The organism is Sphingorhabdus sp. YGSMI21 (genome assembly GCF_002776575.1).
GTDB lineage: Bacteria > Pseudomonadota > Alphaproteobacteria > Sphingomonadales > Sphingomonadaceae > Parasphingorhabdus.
The window spans coordinates 74,334-92,355 of the sequence record NZ_CP022549.1 but is presented as its reverse complement, the minus strand read 5'-3'; the positions used below and the strand labels follow the sequence as shown (position 1 = coordinate 92,355).

The following is an 18,022-nucleotide window of genomic DNA, read 5'->3' as shown; positions in this document are numbered from 1 at the left end:
TTTGGGAAAACAGGCGAGAAAGCATGATGATCTAGTGTTTGCCAAGCGGAAGGCGGTGCGCAAAATGGTTTTGTGCTTCCCGAACGTCTAGCTCGCGCGTCGAATTACCCAATCTCACAAAATATCGCGAGATGTTGCCATCTTTTAAATAAACTGGCTCAGTCGCGGCATCAACGATCACCCAACAAATAGTGTATCCTTCGCTCTCCAAAAATTGGATGTGAACGAATGTTCCGGCACTGCCCCCCAGTTGGTTATTCACTAAATCTATAAGAGCGCGTTCAAATCCATCCCGGTTTTTGTTGTTCAGACTGTTGTAATCCGCTTCGATACCCTTGATTGTACCATCATCAGAAAGGCCAATCAGTAGATTTCCGCCGCGATGGTTCATAAATCCGGCGAGCGATTTAGCTATAACCTTTTCCAAATTTTTATTTACTCGGCCTTCTTTTACATCCCAGCGCAACGACTCTTTAAATTCAGTGGCCTCGCTCTATCCTGCCGCAATAAGCAATGGCAATTGATCGGAGAGTTGCCTTTTTAGAATATGTGACTTTTCTCTGCTTTTTTCAGACAAGGTTTCAACTAAATCCAAGACCAACGCCAAACCAGCACCTAAACCGGCAAAAAGCAGACTCATAGGAAACATTTCGAAACTGGTGGACTCTCTAATCCGCCACCATAGGAAATCGGCAAGGGTATCTGAGGGTGTCGATAATAGCTGATTGAACTCAAGCCAGAAAATTAGCGTAACTAGGGGGTGTAGAAGGATGACACCTACTAATGCACCTATTGCAATCTTGAAAGAAATCGGGATACGTTGATGTAAATTTATTAGCATTTCTCAACCGTTGACATAAAAAGCTTCATCTCAATTCCAGTACTTGTTGATGATACATATTCGTCTTCTTAAAAAAGAGGTTACTACGCGAGTAATATTATTCAAGTATCGCCGTGGGCGGTGGGGGCATGCGCCCACGGCGTGGCCCGGGCCGCAAGGGAAGATGGCATCGTCTGTTGGACGCCTTTCTCCCGAGAAATAGCTTGCGGAGGACCAAACTGCATTGAAATCTCAATCAATCGATCGGAAGCCCCTCCGAACGTTTCTCTTAGCTTTCACAGACGGCCGTGAAGGGCGAAGATACTTCTGAAACTGCCTATCTGTGGTCTCAATGATCAGATTGAGATTGCGCTTCATTTTCTTGAGTTTCAGCGCCGAGAGTGGGCCCGTGCAATGAAAGCTGTGAGTTAAGCGCGAACCGACAGGCTCGGGCGCTACCATGTAACTCTCCTCAACCGAAAATAGCCCTCTAAAGCCATAATAAAAGGAAATGTGTCTTTGTTGCTCAAGATGCGAGATGCGGGCGTTGACGACGAAAAAGCCTCGTTTACTCTTCTTCATTCTGAACGAATATTGGACAATCGCGTCAAGCGCGAGTCGGCCGGAGATGCGGATAAACGGGCTCCAATGTTCGTAGTCCTCAAAGCGCGTTAGTGCTGACCAGACCTTCAACGGCGAGGCGTGCAAGATTGTTTCATTCTCTTGTGTAAACACGCTATCCTCCTGGCAAACTATTCATAAGGCGGTTCATCTGCATGGTTCAGTCGAACAGTTCTGAAAGAAAACTGCGCCGGCGTTTATACCCGTGGTGCTTCGACCGTTGGCGGTCATCGTGCGCTGAAAAACCGGGGCTCGATCGACCCTCATCGCGCGACCGTGATACCGTGATGGCTTCGGATCGCTCAATGATTTTATCAAGCTCGCCCCGATCAAGCCACACCCCCCGGCACTGTGGACAGAAATCAATCTCTACACCTTGTCGATCCGAGATAGACAGCGTCACTCTGCAAATGGGGCAGAGCATGCCCTGTCCGGTGGCTGTTGATGAATTCATGACAATCTCCTTTACGTTAACTCATATTCGAACTCTTCAGAACTTCGGTTTTAACCAACGTTTGTGGTTGGGAAAACTTGATTTCGTGCTCCGTCATCAAGACCTGGCTCGACCGGTACTAGCGACAATTGAACGCTGCTATCGCCGACAGTGCCGCTGTCCGTTTCAAGTTGCCCTTTGCCAAAGAATTTCAGATCGCGTGCCTCGACCATGGTGCCTAGCAACCGAAAATTTAGGGCCAAATTGGAGCATCGGGCGATTTCGAAGTCCATAGCAACCTTTAAAAAGTTCCTTCGCAGCATCAAGCATCTTGAGGATATTGCGCCCTCGCCCGCAATTTTCTGCACAAAGTCCTCCAAGAGTATGCTCATTGGTTGGCCCTGTCCCGATAGGCAAGTAATCGGAGCGCATTGAAAACGACGAGCAGCGTCGAGCCTTCATGGACCAAGATCGCAGGGCCTATTCCAAGACCCATGATCGTCGCCGGCACCAGGAAGGCGACCACACCCAAGCTGACGATCAGGTTCTGCCGAATGATCCAGCGGGTGCTGCGGCTCAGGCCGATGGCAAACGGTAGATGTGCGAGGTTATCGGCCATAAGCGCGACATCGGCAGTCTCGAGTGCGACGTCGGAGCCCGCAGCTCCCATTGCAATACCCACGGAAGCATTGGCGATAGCGGGAGCATCGTTGACACCATCGCCTACCATCGCGACCGGCGCGTCGGCGCGAAGCTTTTTGATTGCCTCGACCTTATCTTCTGGCATCAGGTCGCCCCAGGCTTCCTCGATGCCGACTTCGGCGGCTACCGCACTGGCTACCCGCTGATTGTCGCCTGACATCATCACCATACGCTGGATTCCCAGCGCTCTAAGTCGCGCTATCGTTTCTTTTGCGGCTGTGCGCGGTGTGTCCATGAGGCCGATTGCACCCAGGTCGCGCTGGCCAGTGCGCACGACCATCGTCGTGCGCCCTTGCTCGCGCAGAAGCTCAATCGTCTGGGCCGTCTCCGCCGCAAGGGGAGCGATTCCATCTCGACCGAACAGCTCAGCCTTGCCAATCAGCACCACCTTCCCGTCAACACGCGCCTGCACACCGCGGCCTGTTAGGCTGATGAGGTCGACCGCCTCTGGAACCGGTTGACCATCGAGAAATTTCTCACCATCTCGCGCAATCGCTTCCGCCAGCGGGTGATCACTGAGTCGTTCGACAGCGATCGCAATTTTCATGAGTTCGGCGTTGTTCACTCCCATTGATGGCGCGACGTCAGTAATGCGAGGACGCCCTTCGGTAAGCGTGCCAGTCTTATCGAAGGCCAGCGCATTCAGCGAACCTAAAGTCTCAAGCGGTCCGCCGCCCTTAATCAGCACGCCACCACGAGCCGCCCGAGCTATGCCGGACAAAACGGCGCTCGGCGTCGCGATGGCGAGCGCACAGGGGCTGGCCGCTACAAGCACTGCCATTGCCCTATAGAAGCTGTCACGAAATGGTTCATCGACGACGACCCAAGCGAACAACAGCATAACCACGAGTGCGAGAACAGAAGGTACGAACACCCGTTCGAAACGGTCGGTGAAGCGCTGGGTTGGAGATTTCTGTGTCTCCGCCTCACTCACCATCTTGACCACCTTGGCGAGCGTCGTGTCGGCAGCAAGACGTGTGACAGCGATTTCGATCGCGCCTTGACCATTTATGGTCCCCGCAAATACTCGGTGCTGGGCGGAAACCTTGTCAGATTGGGCTGCTGCCAGCGCCCTATCCGGTACCGGCTCCTTATCTACGGGGACGCTTTCGCCCGTGACGGGTGCCTGATTGATGCTTGATCGTCCAACTACAATGAATCCATCGGCCGCTAATCGTGCGTTCGGCTTTACGATAACGGTATCGCCGATGACAAGATCTTCGACGGGAATTTCGCTCAACTGGCCATTCTCGCGCCGGACTAGGGCTGTACGTGGCGCCAGCTCAGCCAAAGCCTCGATCGCGCGCTTTGCCCGACCCATCGCGTAATGCTCGAGCGCATGTCCGAGGCTGAACAGGAACAGAAGTAGCGCACCTTCGGCCCAAGCGCCCAAAGCGCCCGCGCCAGCTGCCGCCACGAGCATTAGCGTATCGATCTCAAAGCGTTTGAGGAGCAAATTCTCAAACGCCTCGCGGAGGGTGAACCAACCGCCAAATATATAGGCGGCAAAGTAGCAGGCGAGCGGCATCCAAGCAGGGGCCTCAGTCAGTTTCTCGATCGCAAACCCAGTTGCTAGCGCCCCCCCGCAAATCAGCGAAAAGATCAATTCGGTATTAGGCCCAAAAATGCTGCTGTGGGCGTGCTCTCCCTCTTCGTGAACATGCTTGGGCGGCTCTTTCGCGGCGCTGGCTGATATTGATACCCGTTCGGATCGTTGAAGGACCCCCATCTCGGCCAGCGTCTTACTGATTTCCGCCTCTCTCACCTCGGATCGACTGAACTCCACACTGATGGTACCTGTCGCGCTCGCCTGGACTTCAATGATACCCGGCAAATTTCGAAGCCGGTCAGCGACCGTGCGTGCCTTGCGAGCGTGGGTCAGTCCGTCAACCGTCCAGTGGATATGTTGATATTTTTCGGTGAGTGCTGTGCCGGCACCTTTAGCAATCTCGCGCACACGCTCGAGAGAAAGGAAATCAGGATCATAATGGATGCAAAGTTGCGCCGGAGTGTCATCGTGGCTCGCGACGATATGTGCGTCCCGCACGCCCGCCCGACCTCGTAATTCGTTAGTGAGTCTGCCTATGCAGCGGTCAGCTGCATCTTTTACTTCCGGGAGCAAAAGCGGAATGTTGAGGCGCACTAGATCTTTCATTGCTGTTCCCTTCATCCGATCGTCCCACGCATGGGAGAGCGCAGCGCCGAAGCGGTTGGTTTTCGCCGATGGTGTGGTGCGGGCGCGTCGAACGCCCGCACCACATGACGCCCGCTCTGGCGGAAACAGAACGACCTCAGTCCGAGCGAGCAGCGCGAATCCTTGAATTGTATGGTAGCCGATCTTCGTGAGGATGACGCTCCAGCAAACCGCCGGCTCTGACTAGCCGAGGTCACAAGAATGGCCTCACAATCATAAATTCTGGCCATGAGACGTTTTTTCGATAGCAAAGTTGGTACGTGAACTGGGTGCCTCGCTGCAACTATGCCAGATGAGATTCTTCTTCGATCTGGAGTGACCTGTTGATGCCTGCGACGAAGCGCCAAACCTTTGCCACTGGCACAGGCAATGGAAACGAGTTCTCTACCGTCAAGATACCTCGTCACCCCACCGGCACTGGAAATTATCCCTGCTTTGCGGAGAGACAGATCAAACTCAAGAGGATGGTACAGCCTGTCATGCGCGATGCTCACCGCATCACACCAATTGAGGCGAGATGCGGCGCAAATCATGGGCGGGCTTCGAAAAATGCTCGCCGGGCCTTCCCGCCAAGCACCTCCACTGCTTCCAGAGTCATCAGCCCGACATCCGGAATATCGCCAAGATTGCCGACAAACGTCCGTAACCGCTCTTCCTCATCGACGATCTCGATGACAACAGCGCGGTCGCTCTCGAATACGTGACGACGATGCACATGCGCTGAGCGGCCAAAGCCCAAGCGCGCATCCAGAACGGTAGCCCCCGCCATACCGGCCTCTCGGGCGCGGGAGGCGATCACTTCAAGAACTCTGCGGTCTCCGAGATAAGCTCCCTCGTCCGTATATATCCGCAACAATTTGACCGTTTGTGTCATTATCTTCTCCTTTATGCCGGTTCTGGCGCAGCCTCCGGGGCATTCTCGGTCCGCTTGCGCTTGCGGTTTTCGATTGCGCCGAGCACAATCTTCGCGATTGACGGCAACACCAAAAGAGTAAGGATAGTGGCAGCTATCAATCCGCCGATGACCGTAACCGCGAGCGGCTTCTGGACTTCGGCTCCTGTCCCGGTAGCGATTGCCATTGGAATGAAACCAATGGCCGGAACAAATCCGGTCATAATGACTGCACGCATTTTCTCGGCCATGCCTTCCCGGATAGCCTCAACCAATGGCAATCCGTGCTCCTGACGTTCACGAATGGCCGTCATCACAACCAGACCGTTCAGAACCGAAACACCGGCCAGTACGATAAGACCAACCGCTGCCGAAACGGAGAAGTTGATACCGGTTAGAGCGAGCGTAAAGATGCCTCCCGCTAATCCCAGTGGCAAAGTCAGGAAGACTGCAGTTGCCCGGCCTGCCGACCCGAGTGCCATGAACAGCAGGCCGAAGATGGCAACAAAGGCGAGCGGCACCACAATCGACAGTCGCGCGGTTGCCGCTTGCAAATTCTGGAATTGTCCGCCCCATTCCAGATAATAGCCGGTAGGCAGATCCACTTCGGCGATTTTTGCCTGCGCTTCCTCCACGAACGACCCTGCATCGCGATCCTCCAAATTCATCTGGACAACCACCCGGCGCTTTCCGTTTTCGCGCCGTATCTCATTAAGCCCCTCAGTCAACTGGATATTGGCAACTTGCGACAGCGGGATCTGCTGGCGGATTTCGCCGGGTTCTTCGGGCAACAACACTGGAAGCGCACGAATATCGTCAAGGTTCATCCGCGTTTCATCGGGCACACGCACAGTGATATCGTAACGGCGGTCGCCCTCGTAGAGTAGTCCGGATTCCCGCCCACCCATTGCTGAAGCAACAGTGTCCGCCACCTCCTTGACGGTAAGCCCATAACGAGCGATCATCGCCCTATCCAGCTTCACATCGAGCAAGGGCGCACCCCCGACCTGATCCGCCTTCACGCTTGCCGCACCTGGAATGGCCTGAAGAACCTGCACCATTTCATTTGCAGTCTGTGACATTTTGTCGAGATCGTCACCATAGAGCTTGATTGCCACGTCACCGCGTACGCCCGAAATGAGCTCGTTAAAGCGCAGCTCGATTGGCTGGCTGACTTCGTAGACCTGCCCGAGCTGACCGCTCACGGCCTCCTCGATCCGTTCAACGACGTCTGCTTTGCTATCCACTCCGGCCGGCCATTCTTCATCCGGCTTCAGGATTACAAACCCGTCAGAAATATTGGGCGGCATCGGATCCGTAGCAACCTCGGCCGTACCAGTCTTCGAAAACATCAACTCGACTTCAGGAAGCTTGGAAACAGCCGCCTCTACCTTGCGCTGCATCGTAAGGGATTGATCAACGCTGACCGACGGGACGCGCGTAGAGGCAATTGCCAGATTCTTTTCGTCAAGTTGAGGAATGAATTCCGAGCCGAGCAATCCAAAGACCGGGAATGCCGCCAGAAAGAATGCCAAGCCCCCGGCGATAAACGGCATAGGTCGGGCAAGCGCCTTGTCTAGCAGAGGCAGGTAGCGGTCCTTGCTCTTACGGATCATCCACACTTCTTTTTCGGCAACGCGCCCGCGAATGAGCAGCGCCACCAGCGCAGGTACTAGCGTGATCGAAAGAATGAATGCCGAGAACAGCGCCAGCATGATCGTAATCGCCATTGGCGAGAAGGTCTTGCCCTCGACACCGGTAAACATCAGCAGCGGCACGAATGAGAGGAGAATGATCGCCTGACCGAATACAGTCGGCTTGATCATCTCTTGCGCCGCATGCATTGTTTCCTCTAGCCTTTCATTAAGGGCCAGTAGCCTCCCTTCCTGTTCCTGGCGATGGGCCAATCGTGCGAGACAATTCTCAATGATAATGACCGCGCCATCGACGATCAGGCCGAAATCGAGCGCGCCCAGGCTCATGAGATTACCTGGCACGCCGAATGTGTTCATCCCAGTTGCCATCATCAGAAAGGAGAACGGAATAACCAGAGCGGCGATGATCGCCGCACGCCAATTGCCCAATAGCAAGAAGAGCGCAACCGCCACCAGCAAAGCACCCTCGGTGAGATTGGATTCAACCGTTCCGACCGTCGCGCCAACCAATTCGGCGCGGTTCAGAACAATTTCGACATCGACCCCGGGCGGTAGCGTTTTCGAAACCTGGTCAATTTTTTCCGATACCGATTCCGCCACAATTCGGCTGTTCTGATCGATCAGCATAAGGACGGTGCCGATTACGGCTTCCTGGCCGTTCAGGCTGCCTGCACCGGTGCGTAAATCGCCACCAACCTTGACGTTGGCGATCTGACCAACCGTGATCGGAACCCCGCCGCGCGTTGCGACCACTGCATTGCTGATTTGATCACCGGAGCGCACGCGTGCATCGACGCGGACGAGATAGGCTTCACCTTTACGGTTGTAAAAATTGGCACCTACCGCCAGATTGGCATTTTCCAAAGCTTCGCCGAGTTCGCTGTAGGAAATTCCGTAATTGGTTAATTTGATCGGGTCGGGTTCGACGACGAATGTCTTGGCATAACCGCCAATTGAATCGACGCCCGCAACACCGCGCACCGCCTTCAGTTGAGGACCAATGATCCAGTCTTGCACTGTTCGCAGATATCCGGCTTTCGAAATCTCGTCGGTCAGCAATTCGCCTTCGGGCGTGAGATAGCTACCATCCGGCTGCCAGCCAGCCCGCCCGGGGACCTTCTTTGCACCCTTCCCATCGGGATTGGTGTAGCCAACGGTATACATCACAATTTCGCCCAAGCCGGTGGTAACTGGGCCGATCTGTGGCTGCACGCCGGCGGGCAGGTTTTCGGTAACTTGGGTTAGCCGCTCGCCCACCTGTTGCCGGGCGAAATACAGATCGGTGGATTCGGAGAAGATCGCCGTAACCTGACTGAATCCGTTGCGCGATATTGAGCGGGTTGTCTCGAGTCCCGGGATACCGGCCAGAGAGATTTCGACCGGGTAAGTGACCAGCTTCTCTATTTCCTCTGGCGAAAGACGCGGATCGGCCGTGTTGATTTGCACCTGGTTACTCGTGATGTCGGGTACGGCATCAATCGGAAGCTGGAACAACTGCCAGGTGCCAAAGGCGGCTACAGCAAGGAACAGGAACAGGACCGTCCAGCGTGCGCGGACGGAAAGCGCAATAAGTCGTGCAATCATGATCTAGTGCTCCCCGCCTTCGCCCTTGCCGAGTTCGGCCTTGAGTAAAAATGCGTTGGTGGTTGCGATTTTTTCGCCCGACTTGAGTCCTTTAACAATTTCAACACGGCCGGCACTGCGCCGCCCAATAGTGACATTGCGTGCGCGGAACCCATCAGGGGTTCTAACAAAGATAACATCATTGCCTTCGAGTGTTTGCAGCGATTCCTCCGGCACAACAATAGCATCCGAGGTCTCACCGCGGCGCGGCATCAGGCGAACGCGCACAGGAAGCCCGGGCTGCAGACTTCCCCGCACGTCGAGCACAGCGGTGGCCGAACGCGTTTCACCGCCAAGACCAGGCGTGATTGCACGCACGCGAGACTGGATTGTTTGGCCATCGGGCAACTCGACCGTCGCCTCGTCACCGATCGCAAGTCGCTGAACTTCAACCGACCCCACCGCGGCTTCAATCTGAACCTTCGACGGATTAGCGACACGGTAAAGCTCTGTGCCTGCAGTTACATAACTCCCAAGCGTTGCGTTGGCGTTCGTGATCCGACCTGAGATCAGGCTCGATACTGCAAGGTAGCGCCCGTCACCAGTGATTTTGGCGGCGGTCGCAGCTGATTGGGTTCGCCGCAATTCAGCTTCGGCTCCGGCCAGCTCAGCCTGTGCCAATTCCAAATCCTGCCGAGCTGTAACCCGTTCGTCGAACAATTTTTTCTCGCGCGCATAAGCAGATCGGGCCACCGCTGCGCGGGCAGCCGCAGCGCTGCGTTCAGCGGCAATATCCGATGCATCGCGGCTTTCAAGAAAGGCGATCGGCTCTCCCGCACGCACATAATCACCGAGGCGCTTGACCACACGGGTAATTGCGCCGTCCGCCCGGGCAGTCAGGACCGCCTCCCCGTCAGGCGCAGCAGTAACCATACCCTGCGCGATGACTTCTGCACCAAGGCCGCCGGCCTGGATTGCTTCGGTTGCGATGCCCGCCGCTTTTATGCCCGCAGCATCCATTTCAACAAGACTTTCGTCATGCCCTTCCTCAACTTCGGCGGTAGCTTCTTGCGGCACCGGAGTAGACGTTTCATCGGGCCAGAACATCACAGCACCGGCGACGACCAGAATGATAAGGCCGATCAAGATGGCCACACGTGTACGATTCATGAAAAAATTCCTCATTGGGTAGCCAGCCAGATCAGTTGCGCCGCTAGCTGGCCCCGATCTTCCCTAGCTTGGATTAAAGCTTCGCGGATGCCGTCGCGTGCCTCGGCAGCGGCGAGGACCTCAATTAGCGAAAACTTACCGTTGCGGTAGCCAATCCGAACGAGCCGCAACGCTTCCTCAGCTTGAGGTAGCGATGATTCAGACAAGGTTTCGGCTCGAGTTTCGGCCGCCAGATACCGTGATCGGGCTTGGGTGATTGCAAGCTCGAAGTCCGTCCTGATTATCGCTTCTTGCGCGCTTGCAGCGCGAAGCCGTGATTGTGCAGCAGCGATGTTACCCTGATTACGGTTATCGAAAGGCAGAGGGATCGTCACTCCAACCAAAAAGGCATTGTCCTTGCTTTCCTCGAACCGGCGGACACCGGCCGAGATGACTGGATCTGGCACGGCGAGAGACCTCTCCCGATCAATAGCAGCACCAGCCGCTTCACGCTCGGCCCGGGCGATCTGCAAACGCAGCGATGTATCACTAGCCAGAAGTGCTGCGGGCGGTTCAATCTTAGGGAAAACCGGTTGAACCACTGGGAGTTGCGCGCTTTCCCCCCACAAGGCGACGAGCGCGCTGCGGGCGGCAAGATCGCTTACCTGAGCGGCTTCGAGGGCCGCCTGCGCTTCGGCAAGTGCAGCCTGGGCACGCAGCGCACGCAACGGCGGCTCCCTCCCTACTTCAACCAAAACACCTGCAATGCGCGCAAGCTCACTGTTGCGCTCGACAATATCACGCGCCAGCTCAAGGCGGGCGGAAGCCGCAATAGCTCCGACATAGCGCTCGCGGACCGACAGTGCGAGCCCGGCAGCTGAAAGGTCACCCCGAAGCGCGGTGACGCGAGCCTCTGCCTCAGCCGAACGTATGCGCGACCCGCGCTTGCCACCCAATTCAAGTCGCTGGCCAAAGGAAAGAGTGTATTCGGTTGCTCTAAGGCCTGAAAAAGCGCCGGTTCCGGCGATGTTTTCCGCCTCAAAAGAAACTTCTGGATTAGGCCGCAAACGGGCTTGGTCGATGAGTGCGCGAGCCGCCTCGGTCTCAGCTCGCGGACCGACGAGGCGCGGGTTGTTTTCGGCGCCCGGCGCGCTGCCGGAAACTCCGGCAAGGCTCAAGGCATCTTCGAGCGACAGGACTGTACGGTCCTGTGCACCGAGGGGTTCGGTGAACAGGGCGAGGCCAAGCCCGGATAAAAGGGCACCTCGCCAAATGATGGCAAACATGAATGGAAACTTCCTCTAATGACAAACTGACGGCAAGCGCCGAGGCCAAGTCTGGCCAAAGTTCAATTGTCAGAATATCGGAGGTCGGAAGGTGTCTGAATGATCCGGTGGGGGAAGATTTGAGTCGCCTCGCACCAGCTTGACCTGAGCTACCACAATAAGCTCGGGCGGTTGGACGACTAGCTCAGGGATACCAATTTGATGGCCATGACAGCCGCTACAATTAGTCGATGTTTTCGTAGGATCGGGCTGCTTATCGTCGCCTTGCTTCGAAAAGTCTACACAATTGTCTACTGACGCAACAGCACTGGAGCACGAACTGGAATCCAGCTCGGCAGCTTCAGCCATCGCCCCCGCCGTCATTCCCGTAACGAGAAAAAGACTAACAATTATGTGCAACCATTTTTTCATCTGGCTGGCTCTTAATCTCTCGAAGAATAAAAAGAAAGAGAAAAATGCCCGAGCCTTTCAGTTAATAGAGGTGGCTTCCGTCAAAGAATTAATCGTCCCATGATCATGACATCCCAAGCCAGTTCGCTCAGCAGCTTCGCCGCCCACCGGAATGCTTGTCCAAGCCGCCAATTACACTGCGTAAGACGGGTTATGGCATTTGCAGACATCCTCAACCTGAAGATCGGCGTGACAATCCCGATGGAACAGAATCTCGCCCGGAGTCTCCCCACATCAACGTCAACCATGCCGTTTTTTCACGCGCCGACTGCCTAAACTGGATAGCGAAATGGATCGCACGGCGAGACGTGCGACGAGGAGTTCGCGATTGTCGAGATCAGCTTTAAAGATATTCGTCCGAGATTAAGCTATAGCAATTGCGAACAAGAAACTTCTTGATCCTGTAGCCACTAGAGCAAGTATGCAGTTCATATGTGGGTTGGCGATTCGCGTGATGCCCAAGCTTGTAAGGTTCAAAGAGGGCGCAAGAATGTGATGCGGCTTATATTACAGATTATCGTGACTGCGCTCTTTATTGCGTCGAGCAACAGTGCGCCAGCATTCGCTGCTGGCTCGGAACAGCCTGACGCAGCTACTGCTTGGAGGCTCTTGGACTATATTGCAGTCGATTATTCCGCAGCAGTTTCCGAAGGAGTTGTTACCAGTCGCGGCGAATATATTGAAATGGTAGAATTTTCCCAATCCGCGAGCGAGCGGATCGCGGGCCTTCCCCTCACCGCTACCAAGCCCGATCTAATCAGACTGGCCGATCGGTTAAAGCGCGCAATAGCGGATAAGGCACCGGCTGACAAAGTAGCCGAACTTGCGCGCGCGCTAGGCCGTGAAGTGTTGCTCGCCTACCCTGTGGCCTTGGCTCCTTCCGCGATGCCCAATCTGTCGCGCACAGCTTCTCTTTACGCGCAGCAATGTGCATCCTGCCACGGACCGACCGGGGGTGGAGACGGTTCGGGCGCTGCAGGATTGGACCCGCCGCCTGCCGCTTTCACCGACATGTCCAGGGCCCGACAACGTAGCGTTTTCAGCCTCTATCAAGTCATCAACCAAGGGATTGACGGCACGGCGATGGCGAGCTTTGCGCAGCTCGACAGTGCAGATCAATGGGCACTGGCCTTCCATGTCGGCGCATTCGCATTCTCCGAAGCCGATGCACGCAAGGGTGCGAAGATATGGGATGCTGACGCGGACTTGCGCCAGCGGTTTTCGAATCTTGAGGCGCTTACTCAGATAACACGGGCGCAACTGACGCAAGATATCGGCGAGGAAAAGGCTCACGCCCTAATCGCATTTTTGCGCCAAACACCCGAGAAAGCGACAGCCAGTCGTGCGGCGGGACTCGATATCGCCCGCGCGCGGCTGCGCGCGAGTGTTTCAGCCTATGATTCCGGCGACCGGGACCGGGCTGCTGATCTTGCATTATCTGCCTATCTTGATGGTTTCGAGCCACTCGAACCGATGTTGGCGGTGCGAGATGCGGGACTCCTGACCCAGATTGAAAGCTCGATGGGCGCTCTGAGAGCGGCGATTGGCCGGGGTGCGACAACTGCAGAGGTGCGACTACAAGCGAGTGAGTTGGTCGAATTGTTCGATCAAGCGGACAATGTTCTCGAGCAAGAGGCAGGAGACTGGGTGTCGAGCTTTGTAGGCTCGTTTACAATTTTGCTTCGCGAAGGGCTTGAGGCGCTTCTGATCGTCGTCGCCATGACCGCCTTTCTGCGCAAGGCGGGTCGCCCAGAAGGCATCCGCTACGTCCATGCAGGATGGGTTGCCGCGCTGGCCGGGGGAGCAGCGACATGGTTCGCAGCCACCCGGCTAATCGCCGTCAGCGGCGCAAGCCGTGAGCTCACCGAGGGATTAGGCTCTCTACTCGCAGCGGCAGTGCTGGTCTCTGTGGGCATTTGGATGCACGGCAAGTCGCAGGCCGGCGAATGGCAACGTTATATCCAGAAAACCATGAGTAAGGCGCTTTCGCTGGGATCCAGCTGGTTCCTGTTCGGTCTTGCTTTCCTCGTGGTCTACCGGGAAGTTTTCGAGACAATCTTATTCTACGCCGCGTTGTGGACCGAACGAAACGGGGTGGCAGTTCTGGCGGGCGCGGGCACAGCCATTGGATTCTTGGTAGCAATCGCCTGGGCGATGCTGCGATATAGCCGCAAGCTACCCATAGGGAAATTACTTAGCTACAGCGCGATCCTTATTGCCATATTGGCGGTGGTGTTGATCGGCAAAGGTGTCGCGGGGCTCCAGGAGGCGGGAATGGTCGGCATTACGCCGTGGCCATTCGTGCCCCGCATTGAAATGCTTGGCGTCTTCCCGGCGTCGCAGCCGCTCATAGCGCAGTTCTTATTGATTGTGATCATCGCGTTCGGTTTCTGGAGAAATATTCAGGAGAGTGATCCCCTTCCTCATAAACCGCAGGAGAAAAACTCATGATAAACAGACGCTCCCTCCTTGGAGGAGCAGCGATCGGCGGCGGCGTGCTAGTGATCGGAGGCATCGCTGCGCGGGAATTTCTTGGAGGCGGACGGTCATCATATATATCCTCTGGCTCTGTCAATCCACTGCAGATACCCACGCTTTATCCTGGCAAAGTTGAAGGTGGTGTCCGGATATTTGATCTGAATCTGCAGCGGGGCACCTCACGTTTCTTGAAGGGCGTCGATACGCCCACCATCGGTATCAACCAACCTTATCTCGGCCCAACACTCGAAATGTATGCTGGCGACACCGTTCGGATGAACGTCAGCAGCGAGCTTTCCGAGACGGCAACGGTACACTGGCACGGCTTCCATTTACCAGCCCGCGCGGATGGCGGACCGCATCAGCCGATAGCGCCCGGCAGCACATGGTCGCCAAGCTTCGAGGTGCGTCAGCGGGCATCAATGTTCTGGTATCATTCGCACGCACACCGGCGGTCCGGCCCGCAGGTCTATCAAGGATTGGCTGGCGCGATCTATGTGCGTGATACTGAAAGCGAGCGGCTCGATCTGCCGAACGATTACGGGATCGATGATGTTCCGCTGATCGTGCAGGACCGGGCCTTCAACCGCGACGGCAGCCTGTCTTATTCCACGTCAATGCGCAATCTCATGATGGGAATGACGGGCAATACAATGCTCGTCAACGGTACCGTTAATTCGGTATTCGAGGCGCGCAGCAATCTCCTGAGGCTCCGCTTGCTCAATGGTTCGAACGCCCGCTTCTATCGCTTTGCATTCGACGACCGCCGCAGCTTCGCTCAGGTCGCAAGCGATGGCGGTCTCCTGGAACAGCCATATCGTACGAACAATGTCGTGCTTGCCCCTGGAGAGCGGACGCAAATCGTGGTCGATCTAAGTGATGGCAGTCCGGTCACGTTTTTGGCGGACAGCATCGAGACGATGGGAATGATGGGAATGATGGGGATGATGGGAGGCGGCGGGATGCAAAACCGCGACATGATGAGCGGCAACGATCGAATGGGCGGCGGCATGTGGGACAGACCTGAGGGTCGCGGAGAAATGATGGATCGCGGGATGAGTGCAAACGGCGAGGGCATGATGAACGAAAGGCAGCGCTTCACGGTGCTGAATATCCGTCCTGCGGCTCAACGGCGCAAAGCGATCACCATGCCCACCCGGCTGCTGTCCTTGCCTCGCGTCGATCCGACAGATGCGGTCCGGACGCGCAGATTTGTCCTCAATATGGGGATGGGCATGGGTATGATGCGCGGCGGCGGCTTTACAATTAACGGCAAGTCCATGGATATGCAGCGCATCGACGAGAAGGTAAAAGTCAACACCTCAGAAATCTGGCAGATTGAGAATGCTTCGATGATGGCCCATCCCTTTCATATTCACGATGTGCAATTCCGCGTGCTCGACCGCGATGGTCGCGCGCCTGGCCCGGAAGAACGAGGGCTAAAGGATACAGTCACCGTGGCACCGCGCGAGGTCGTTCGGGTTATTTTGCGGTTCGAGGAATATACCGACCCGGACCTGCCCTACATGTATCATTGCCACATCCTGGAACACGAGGACGCCGGTATGATGGGGCAGTTCGTCGTCGTATGAGATTAATGCAAATCAACGAGATGTATTCGGGCTCTGCGGTTGAATTCTTCACAAGGAGTCTTACCTTAAAATGATGCCCGTCTGTTTTGATATACTTGCCGCGATCGGCAACACTCCGTTAGTCAAGCTTTGCCGCGCTTCGAAGGAAACCGGATGCGAAATATTGGGCAAGGCGGAGTTCATGAATCCTGGCGCGTCGGTCAAGGACCGCGCGGCACTTTATCTCGTTCGTGACGCCATGGACCAAGGCCTTCTGTCAAGAGGCGGTATGATCGTCGAGGGTACGGCGGGCAATACGGGGATCGGTCTGACCATGGTCGGCAATGCGCTGGGCATGGAGGCGGTTATCGTTATACCTGAAACCCAAAGCCAGGAAAAGAAGGATACGCTTCATAGTCTGGGTGCCCAACTCGTTGAGGTTCCGGCTGTACCGTATAGCAACCCCAACAATTACGTAAAAATTGCCAGTCGCCTCGCCGAGCAGCTTGCGAGGAATAGGAAAGACGGAGCGGTGTTCGCCAATCAATTCGATAACCGGGCAAACCACCGCGCACATATAGAGACGACCGGTCCGGAAATTTGGAACCAGACGGATGGCAAGGTTGATGGATTTATTTGCGCGGTCGGAACCGGTGGCACGCTTGCCGGCACCGCACAAGCACTGCGCGCGCGCAATCCGGATATCAGGATCGGCATTGCCGATCCGCCCGGAGCCGCACTATACAGCTACTTTACCACGGGCGAACTCAAGGCCAAAGGCAGCTCAATTACCGAAGGCATTGGTCAGGGTCGCATTACGGGCAATCTTGAGGGGCTGGAAATTGACCATGCCTACCGCATCCCAGATCAGGAGGCGCTCGACATCACCTTCGCTCTTTTGGAGGAAGAAGGCCTCAACCTCGGTACCTCTTCAGGTGTGAATGTCGCAGGAGCGATCAGGCTGGCTCGGGAACTGGGGCCCGGCCATACCATCGTCACCATATTGTGTGATTCAGGTTCACGCTATCAATCACGCCTCTTCAACTCGGTATTCCTGCGCGAAAAAGGATTTCACGTGCCCGATTTTCTCACCCGAAGCGTCGAATTCGACGTCCCCTACCTCCCCCACGAAAAATAGGAGTTTTTCATGACACTTTCAATTGGCTCGACAGCCCCCGATTTCACAGCGGAAACGACCCAGGGTACCATTGGCTTTCATGATTGGATGGGTGAAAGTTGGACGATCCTTTTCTCTCATCCCAAGGCCTTTACTCCGGTTTGCACGACTGAGTTAGGTTATATGGCCGGGCTCGGCGAGGAATTTGCGAAGCGCAATACTAAGATCCTGGGCCTTTCGGTCGACAGCAGCGAAGATAATCGCGACTGGCTTCCCGATATCGAGGAGGTCAGCGGTAATAAAGTCGATTATCCGGTGGTCGGCGACAGCGACCTCAAGGTCGCCAAGCTTTACAACATGTTGCCAGCTGACGAGACCGGCAATGCGGGAGGCCGGACCGCCGCTAATAATGCGACCGTACGCACTGTTTACATCATTGGTCCGGACAAGAAAATCCGTGCGATGTTGCTTTATCCTATGAGCAGCGGCCGTAATTTCGATGAAGTTCTCCGGCTGCTGGATTCGGTGCAACTCACAGAAAGGAAGGGTGTGGCAACGCCTGTCAACTGGCAAAACGGCGATGATGTCATCATCCCGCCGACCCTGTCGGACGAAGATGCCAAAGCCAAATATCCTGCTGGCTGGGATACCAAGAAGTCCTATTTACGCGTAATACCACAACCGACCGATTGATCATGTGACGGCCATGCTGAAATGATCAGTAGACGCTCGCTATAGCTACTGTTCGTCTTCTGAAGTATGGGATGAGGCATCAAGCGATGTTACAATGATTTCAAATCTATGAATTGACAGTTAGCACCGGCAATCCTGAGGTCTCAGCTAAGCGCCTGGATTGACGGCCGTCCCCGTGAGCGTATATCTGCCGAGGAGCACATGCGCCATTTGCACGAAATCCGATACCTTAACATTCGGAACCGTTTTTGTGTTGATGGTAGCCGTCAATATCCTTATGCCTGAGTTTACGCATGGAGGGAAAAGATCAAAAATGCCGCGCTCCCGTTTGCCTACAACCATCCTCGGGTTTGCGGTGGTTTTTATTGGCTTGAAGAGCTTTTTTATCAATGGCCATC

15 protein-coding genes are annotated in these 18,022 nt (G+C 55.5%); 5 read left to right on the top strand and 10 right to left on the bottom strand.

The genetic code is table 11. The features are described 5' to 3' along the window. Positions 1-31 precede the first annotated feature (31 nt). The 10 genes from CHN51_RS18965 to CHN51_RS18920 all read right to left on the bottom strand — a co-directional run bounded on the left by CHN51_RS18965 (position 32) and on the right by CHN51_RS18920 (position 11,315). A complete protein-coding gene (locus CHN51_RS18965; RefSeq protein WP_100095825.1) occupies positions 32-466 on the bottom strand; it encodes an ATP-binding protein in 435 nt (144 codons plus the stop codon). Between the two features lie 27 nt (positions 467-493). Next, positions 494-841: a hypothetical protein gene (locus CHN51_RS18960; RefSeq protein ID WP_100095824.1), complete on the bottom strand. Its 348-nt coding sequence runs from the start codon at positions 839-841 to the stop codon at positions 494-496. Positions 842-1,072: 231 nt separating this feature from the next. Then, complete coding sequence (locus tag CHN51_RS18955) at positions 1,073-1,555, bottom strand: SRPBCC family protein (protein WP_164089305.1); 483 nt, start codon at positions 1,553-1,555, stop codon at positions 1,073-1,075. A 46-nt stretch (positions 1,556-1,601) separates the two neighbouring features. Then, positions 1,602-1,895: a zf-TFIIB domain-containing protein gene (locus tag CHN51_RS18950; protein ID WP_100095822.1), complete on the bottom strand. Its 294-nt coding sequence runs from the start codon at positions 1,893-1,895 to the stop codon at positions 1,602-1,604. Positions 1,896-1,945: 50 nt separating this feature from the next. Further along, positions 1,946-2,266, bottom strand: coding sequence for a hypothetical protein (locus tag CHN51_RS18945; protein ID WP_100095821.1), 321 nt, complete (start codon positions 2,264-2,266; stop codon positions 1,946-1,948). Further along, entirely contained in the window at positions 2,263-4,731 is a 2,469-nt protein-coding gene (locus CHN51_RS18940) for a heavy metal translocating P-type ATPase (protein ID WP_100095820.1), read from the bottom strand. Before CHN51_RS18940 ends, CHN51_RS18945 begins: the two co-directional genes overlap by 4 nt. Before the next feature lie 568 nt (positions 4,732-5,299). Continuing rightward, the gene (locus CHN51_RS18935) at positions 5,300-5,644 is read right to left on the bottom strand and encodes a DUF190 domain-containing protein (protein ID WP_100095819.1); all 345 of its coding nucleotides are present in this window, start codon (positions 5,642-5,644) and stop codon (positions 5,300-5,302) included. An 11-nt stretch (positions 5,645-5,655) separates the two neighbouring features. Then, entirely contained in the window at positions 5,656-8,901 is a 3,246-nt protein-coding gene (locus tag CHN51_RS18930) for a CusA/CzcA family heavy metal efflux RND transporter (protein ID WP_123906373.1), read from the bottom strand. A gap of 3 nt (positions 8,902-8,904) precedes the next feature. Beyond that, positions 8,905-10,050 carry an efflux RND transporter periplasmic adaptor subunit gene (locus CHN51_RS18925; protein WP_100095818.1) on the bottom strand — a complete coding sequence of 382 codons (1,146 nt, stop codon included), beginning with the start codon at positions 10,048-10,050 and terminating at the stop codon, positions 8,905-8,907. A gap of 11 nt (positions 10,051-10,061) precedes the next feature. After that, the gene (locus CHN51_RS18920; protein WP_100095817.1) at positions 10,062-11,315 is read right to left on the bottom strand and encodes a TolC family protein; all 1,254 of its coding nucleotides are present in this window, start codon (positions 11,313-11,315) and stop codon (positions 10,062-10,064) included. 286 nt (positions 11,316-11,601) lie between these two features. Here CHN51_RS18920 and CHN51_RS19630 point away from each other — a divergent pair, with 286 nt between their 5' ends. From CHN51_RS19630 to CHN51_RS18895, 5 genes are all read left to right on the top strand, one after another. Then, complete coding sequence (locus CHN51_RS19630) at positions 11,602-11,829, top strand: hypothetical protein (RefSeq protein ID WP_123906372.1); 228 nt, start codon at positions 11,602-11,604, stop codon at positions 11,827-11,829. A gap of 545 nt (positions 11,830-12,374) precedes the next feature. Next, positions 12,375-14,216, top strand: coding sequence for an FTR1 family protein (locus CHN51_RS18910; RefSeq protein WP_240616997.1), 1,842 nt, complete (start codon positions 12,375-12,377; stop codon positions 14,214-14,216). After that, entirely contained in the window at positions 14,213-15,835 is a 1,623-nt protein-coding gene (locus tag CHN51_RS18905) for a multicopper oxidase domain-containing protein (protein WP_100095814.1), read from the top strand. Before CHN51_RS18910 ends, CHN51_RS18905 begins: the two co-directional genes overlap by 4 nt. A 73-nt stretch (positions 15,836-15,908) precedes the next feature. Further along, complete coding sequence (locus CHN51_RS18900; RefSeq protein WP_100095906.1) at positions 15,909-16,952, top strand: cysteine synthase A; 1,044 nt, start codon at positions 15,909-15,911, stop codon at positions 16,950-16,952. A gap of 9 nt (positions 16,953-16,961) precedes the next feature. Further along, positions 16,962-17,624: a peroxiredoxin gene (locus tag CHN51_RS18895; RefSeq protein ID WP_100095813.1), complete on the top strand. Its 663-nt coding sequence runs from the start codon at positions 16,962-16,964 to the stop codon at positions 17,622-17,624. Positions 17,625-18,022 lie beyond the last annotated feature (398 nt).

Excerpts from the sequence above, each read along its gene's own strand:
- CHN51_RS18895 (WP_100095813.1), top strand. The coding sequence starts at position 16,962 with ATGACACTTTCAATTGGCTCGACAGCCCCCGATTTCACAGCGGAAACG.
- CHN51_RS18920 (WP_100095817.1), bottom strand. The coding sequence starts at position 11,315 with ATGTTTGCCATCATTTGGCGAGGTGCCCTTTTATCCGGGCTTGGCCTC.
- CHN51_RS18900 (WP_100095906.1), top strand. The coding sequence starts at position 15,909 with ATGCCCGTCTGTTTTGATATACTTGCCGCGATCGGCAACACTCCGTTA.
- CHN51_RS18905 (WP_100095814.1), top strand. The coding sequence starts at position 14,213 with ATGATAAACAGACGCTCCCTCCTTGGAGGAGCAGCGATCGGCGGCGGC.
- CHN51_RS18945 (WP_100095821.1), bottom strand. The coding sequence starts at position 2,266 with ATGAGCATACTCTTGGAGGACTTTGTGCAGAAAATTGCGGGCGAGGGC.
- CHN51_RS18930 (WP_123906373.1), bottom strand. The coding sequence starts at position 8,901 with ATGATTGCACGACTTATTGCGCTTTCCGTCCGCGCACGCTGGACGGTC.
- CHN51_RS18925 (WP_100095818.1), bottom strand. The coding sequence starts at position 10,050 with ATGAATCGTACACGTGTGGCCATCTTGATCGGCCTTATCATTCTGGTC.
- CHN51_RS18935 (WP_100095819.1), bottom strand. The coding sequence starts at position 5,644 with ATGACACAAACGGTCAAATTGTTGCGGATATATACGGACGAGGGAGCT.
- CHN51_RS18950 (WP_100095822.1), bottom strand. The coding sequence starts at position 1,895 with ATGAATTCATCAACAGCCACCGGACAGGGCATGCTCTGCCCCATTTGC.
- CHN51_RS18960 (WP_100095824.1), bottom strand. The coding sequence starts at position 841 with ATGCTAATAAATTTACATCAACGTATCCCGATTTCTTTCAAGATTGCA.
- CHN51_RS18940 (WP_100095820.1), bottom strand. The coding sequence starts at position 4,731 with ATGAAAGATCTAGTGCGCCTCAACATTCCGCTTTTGCTCCCGGAAGTA.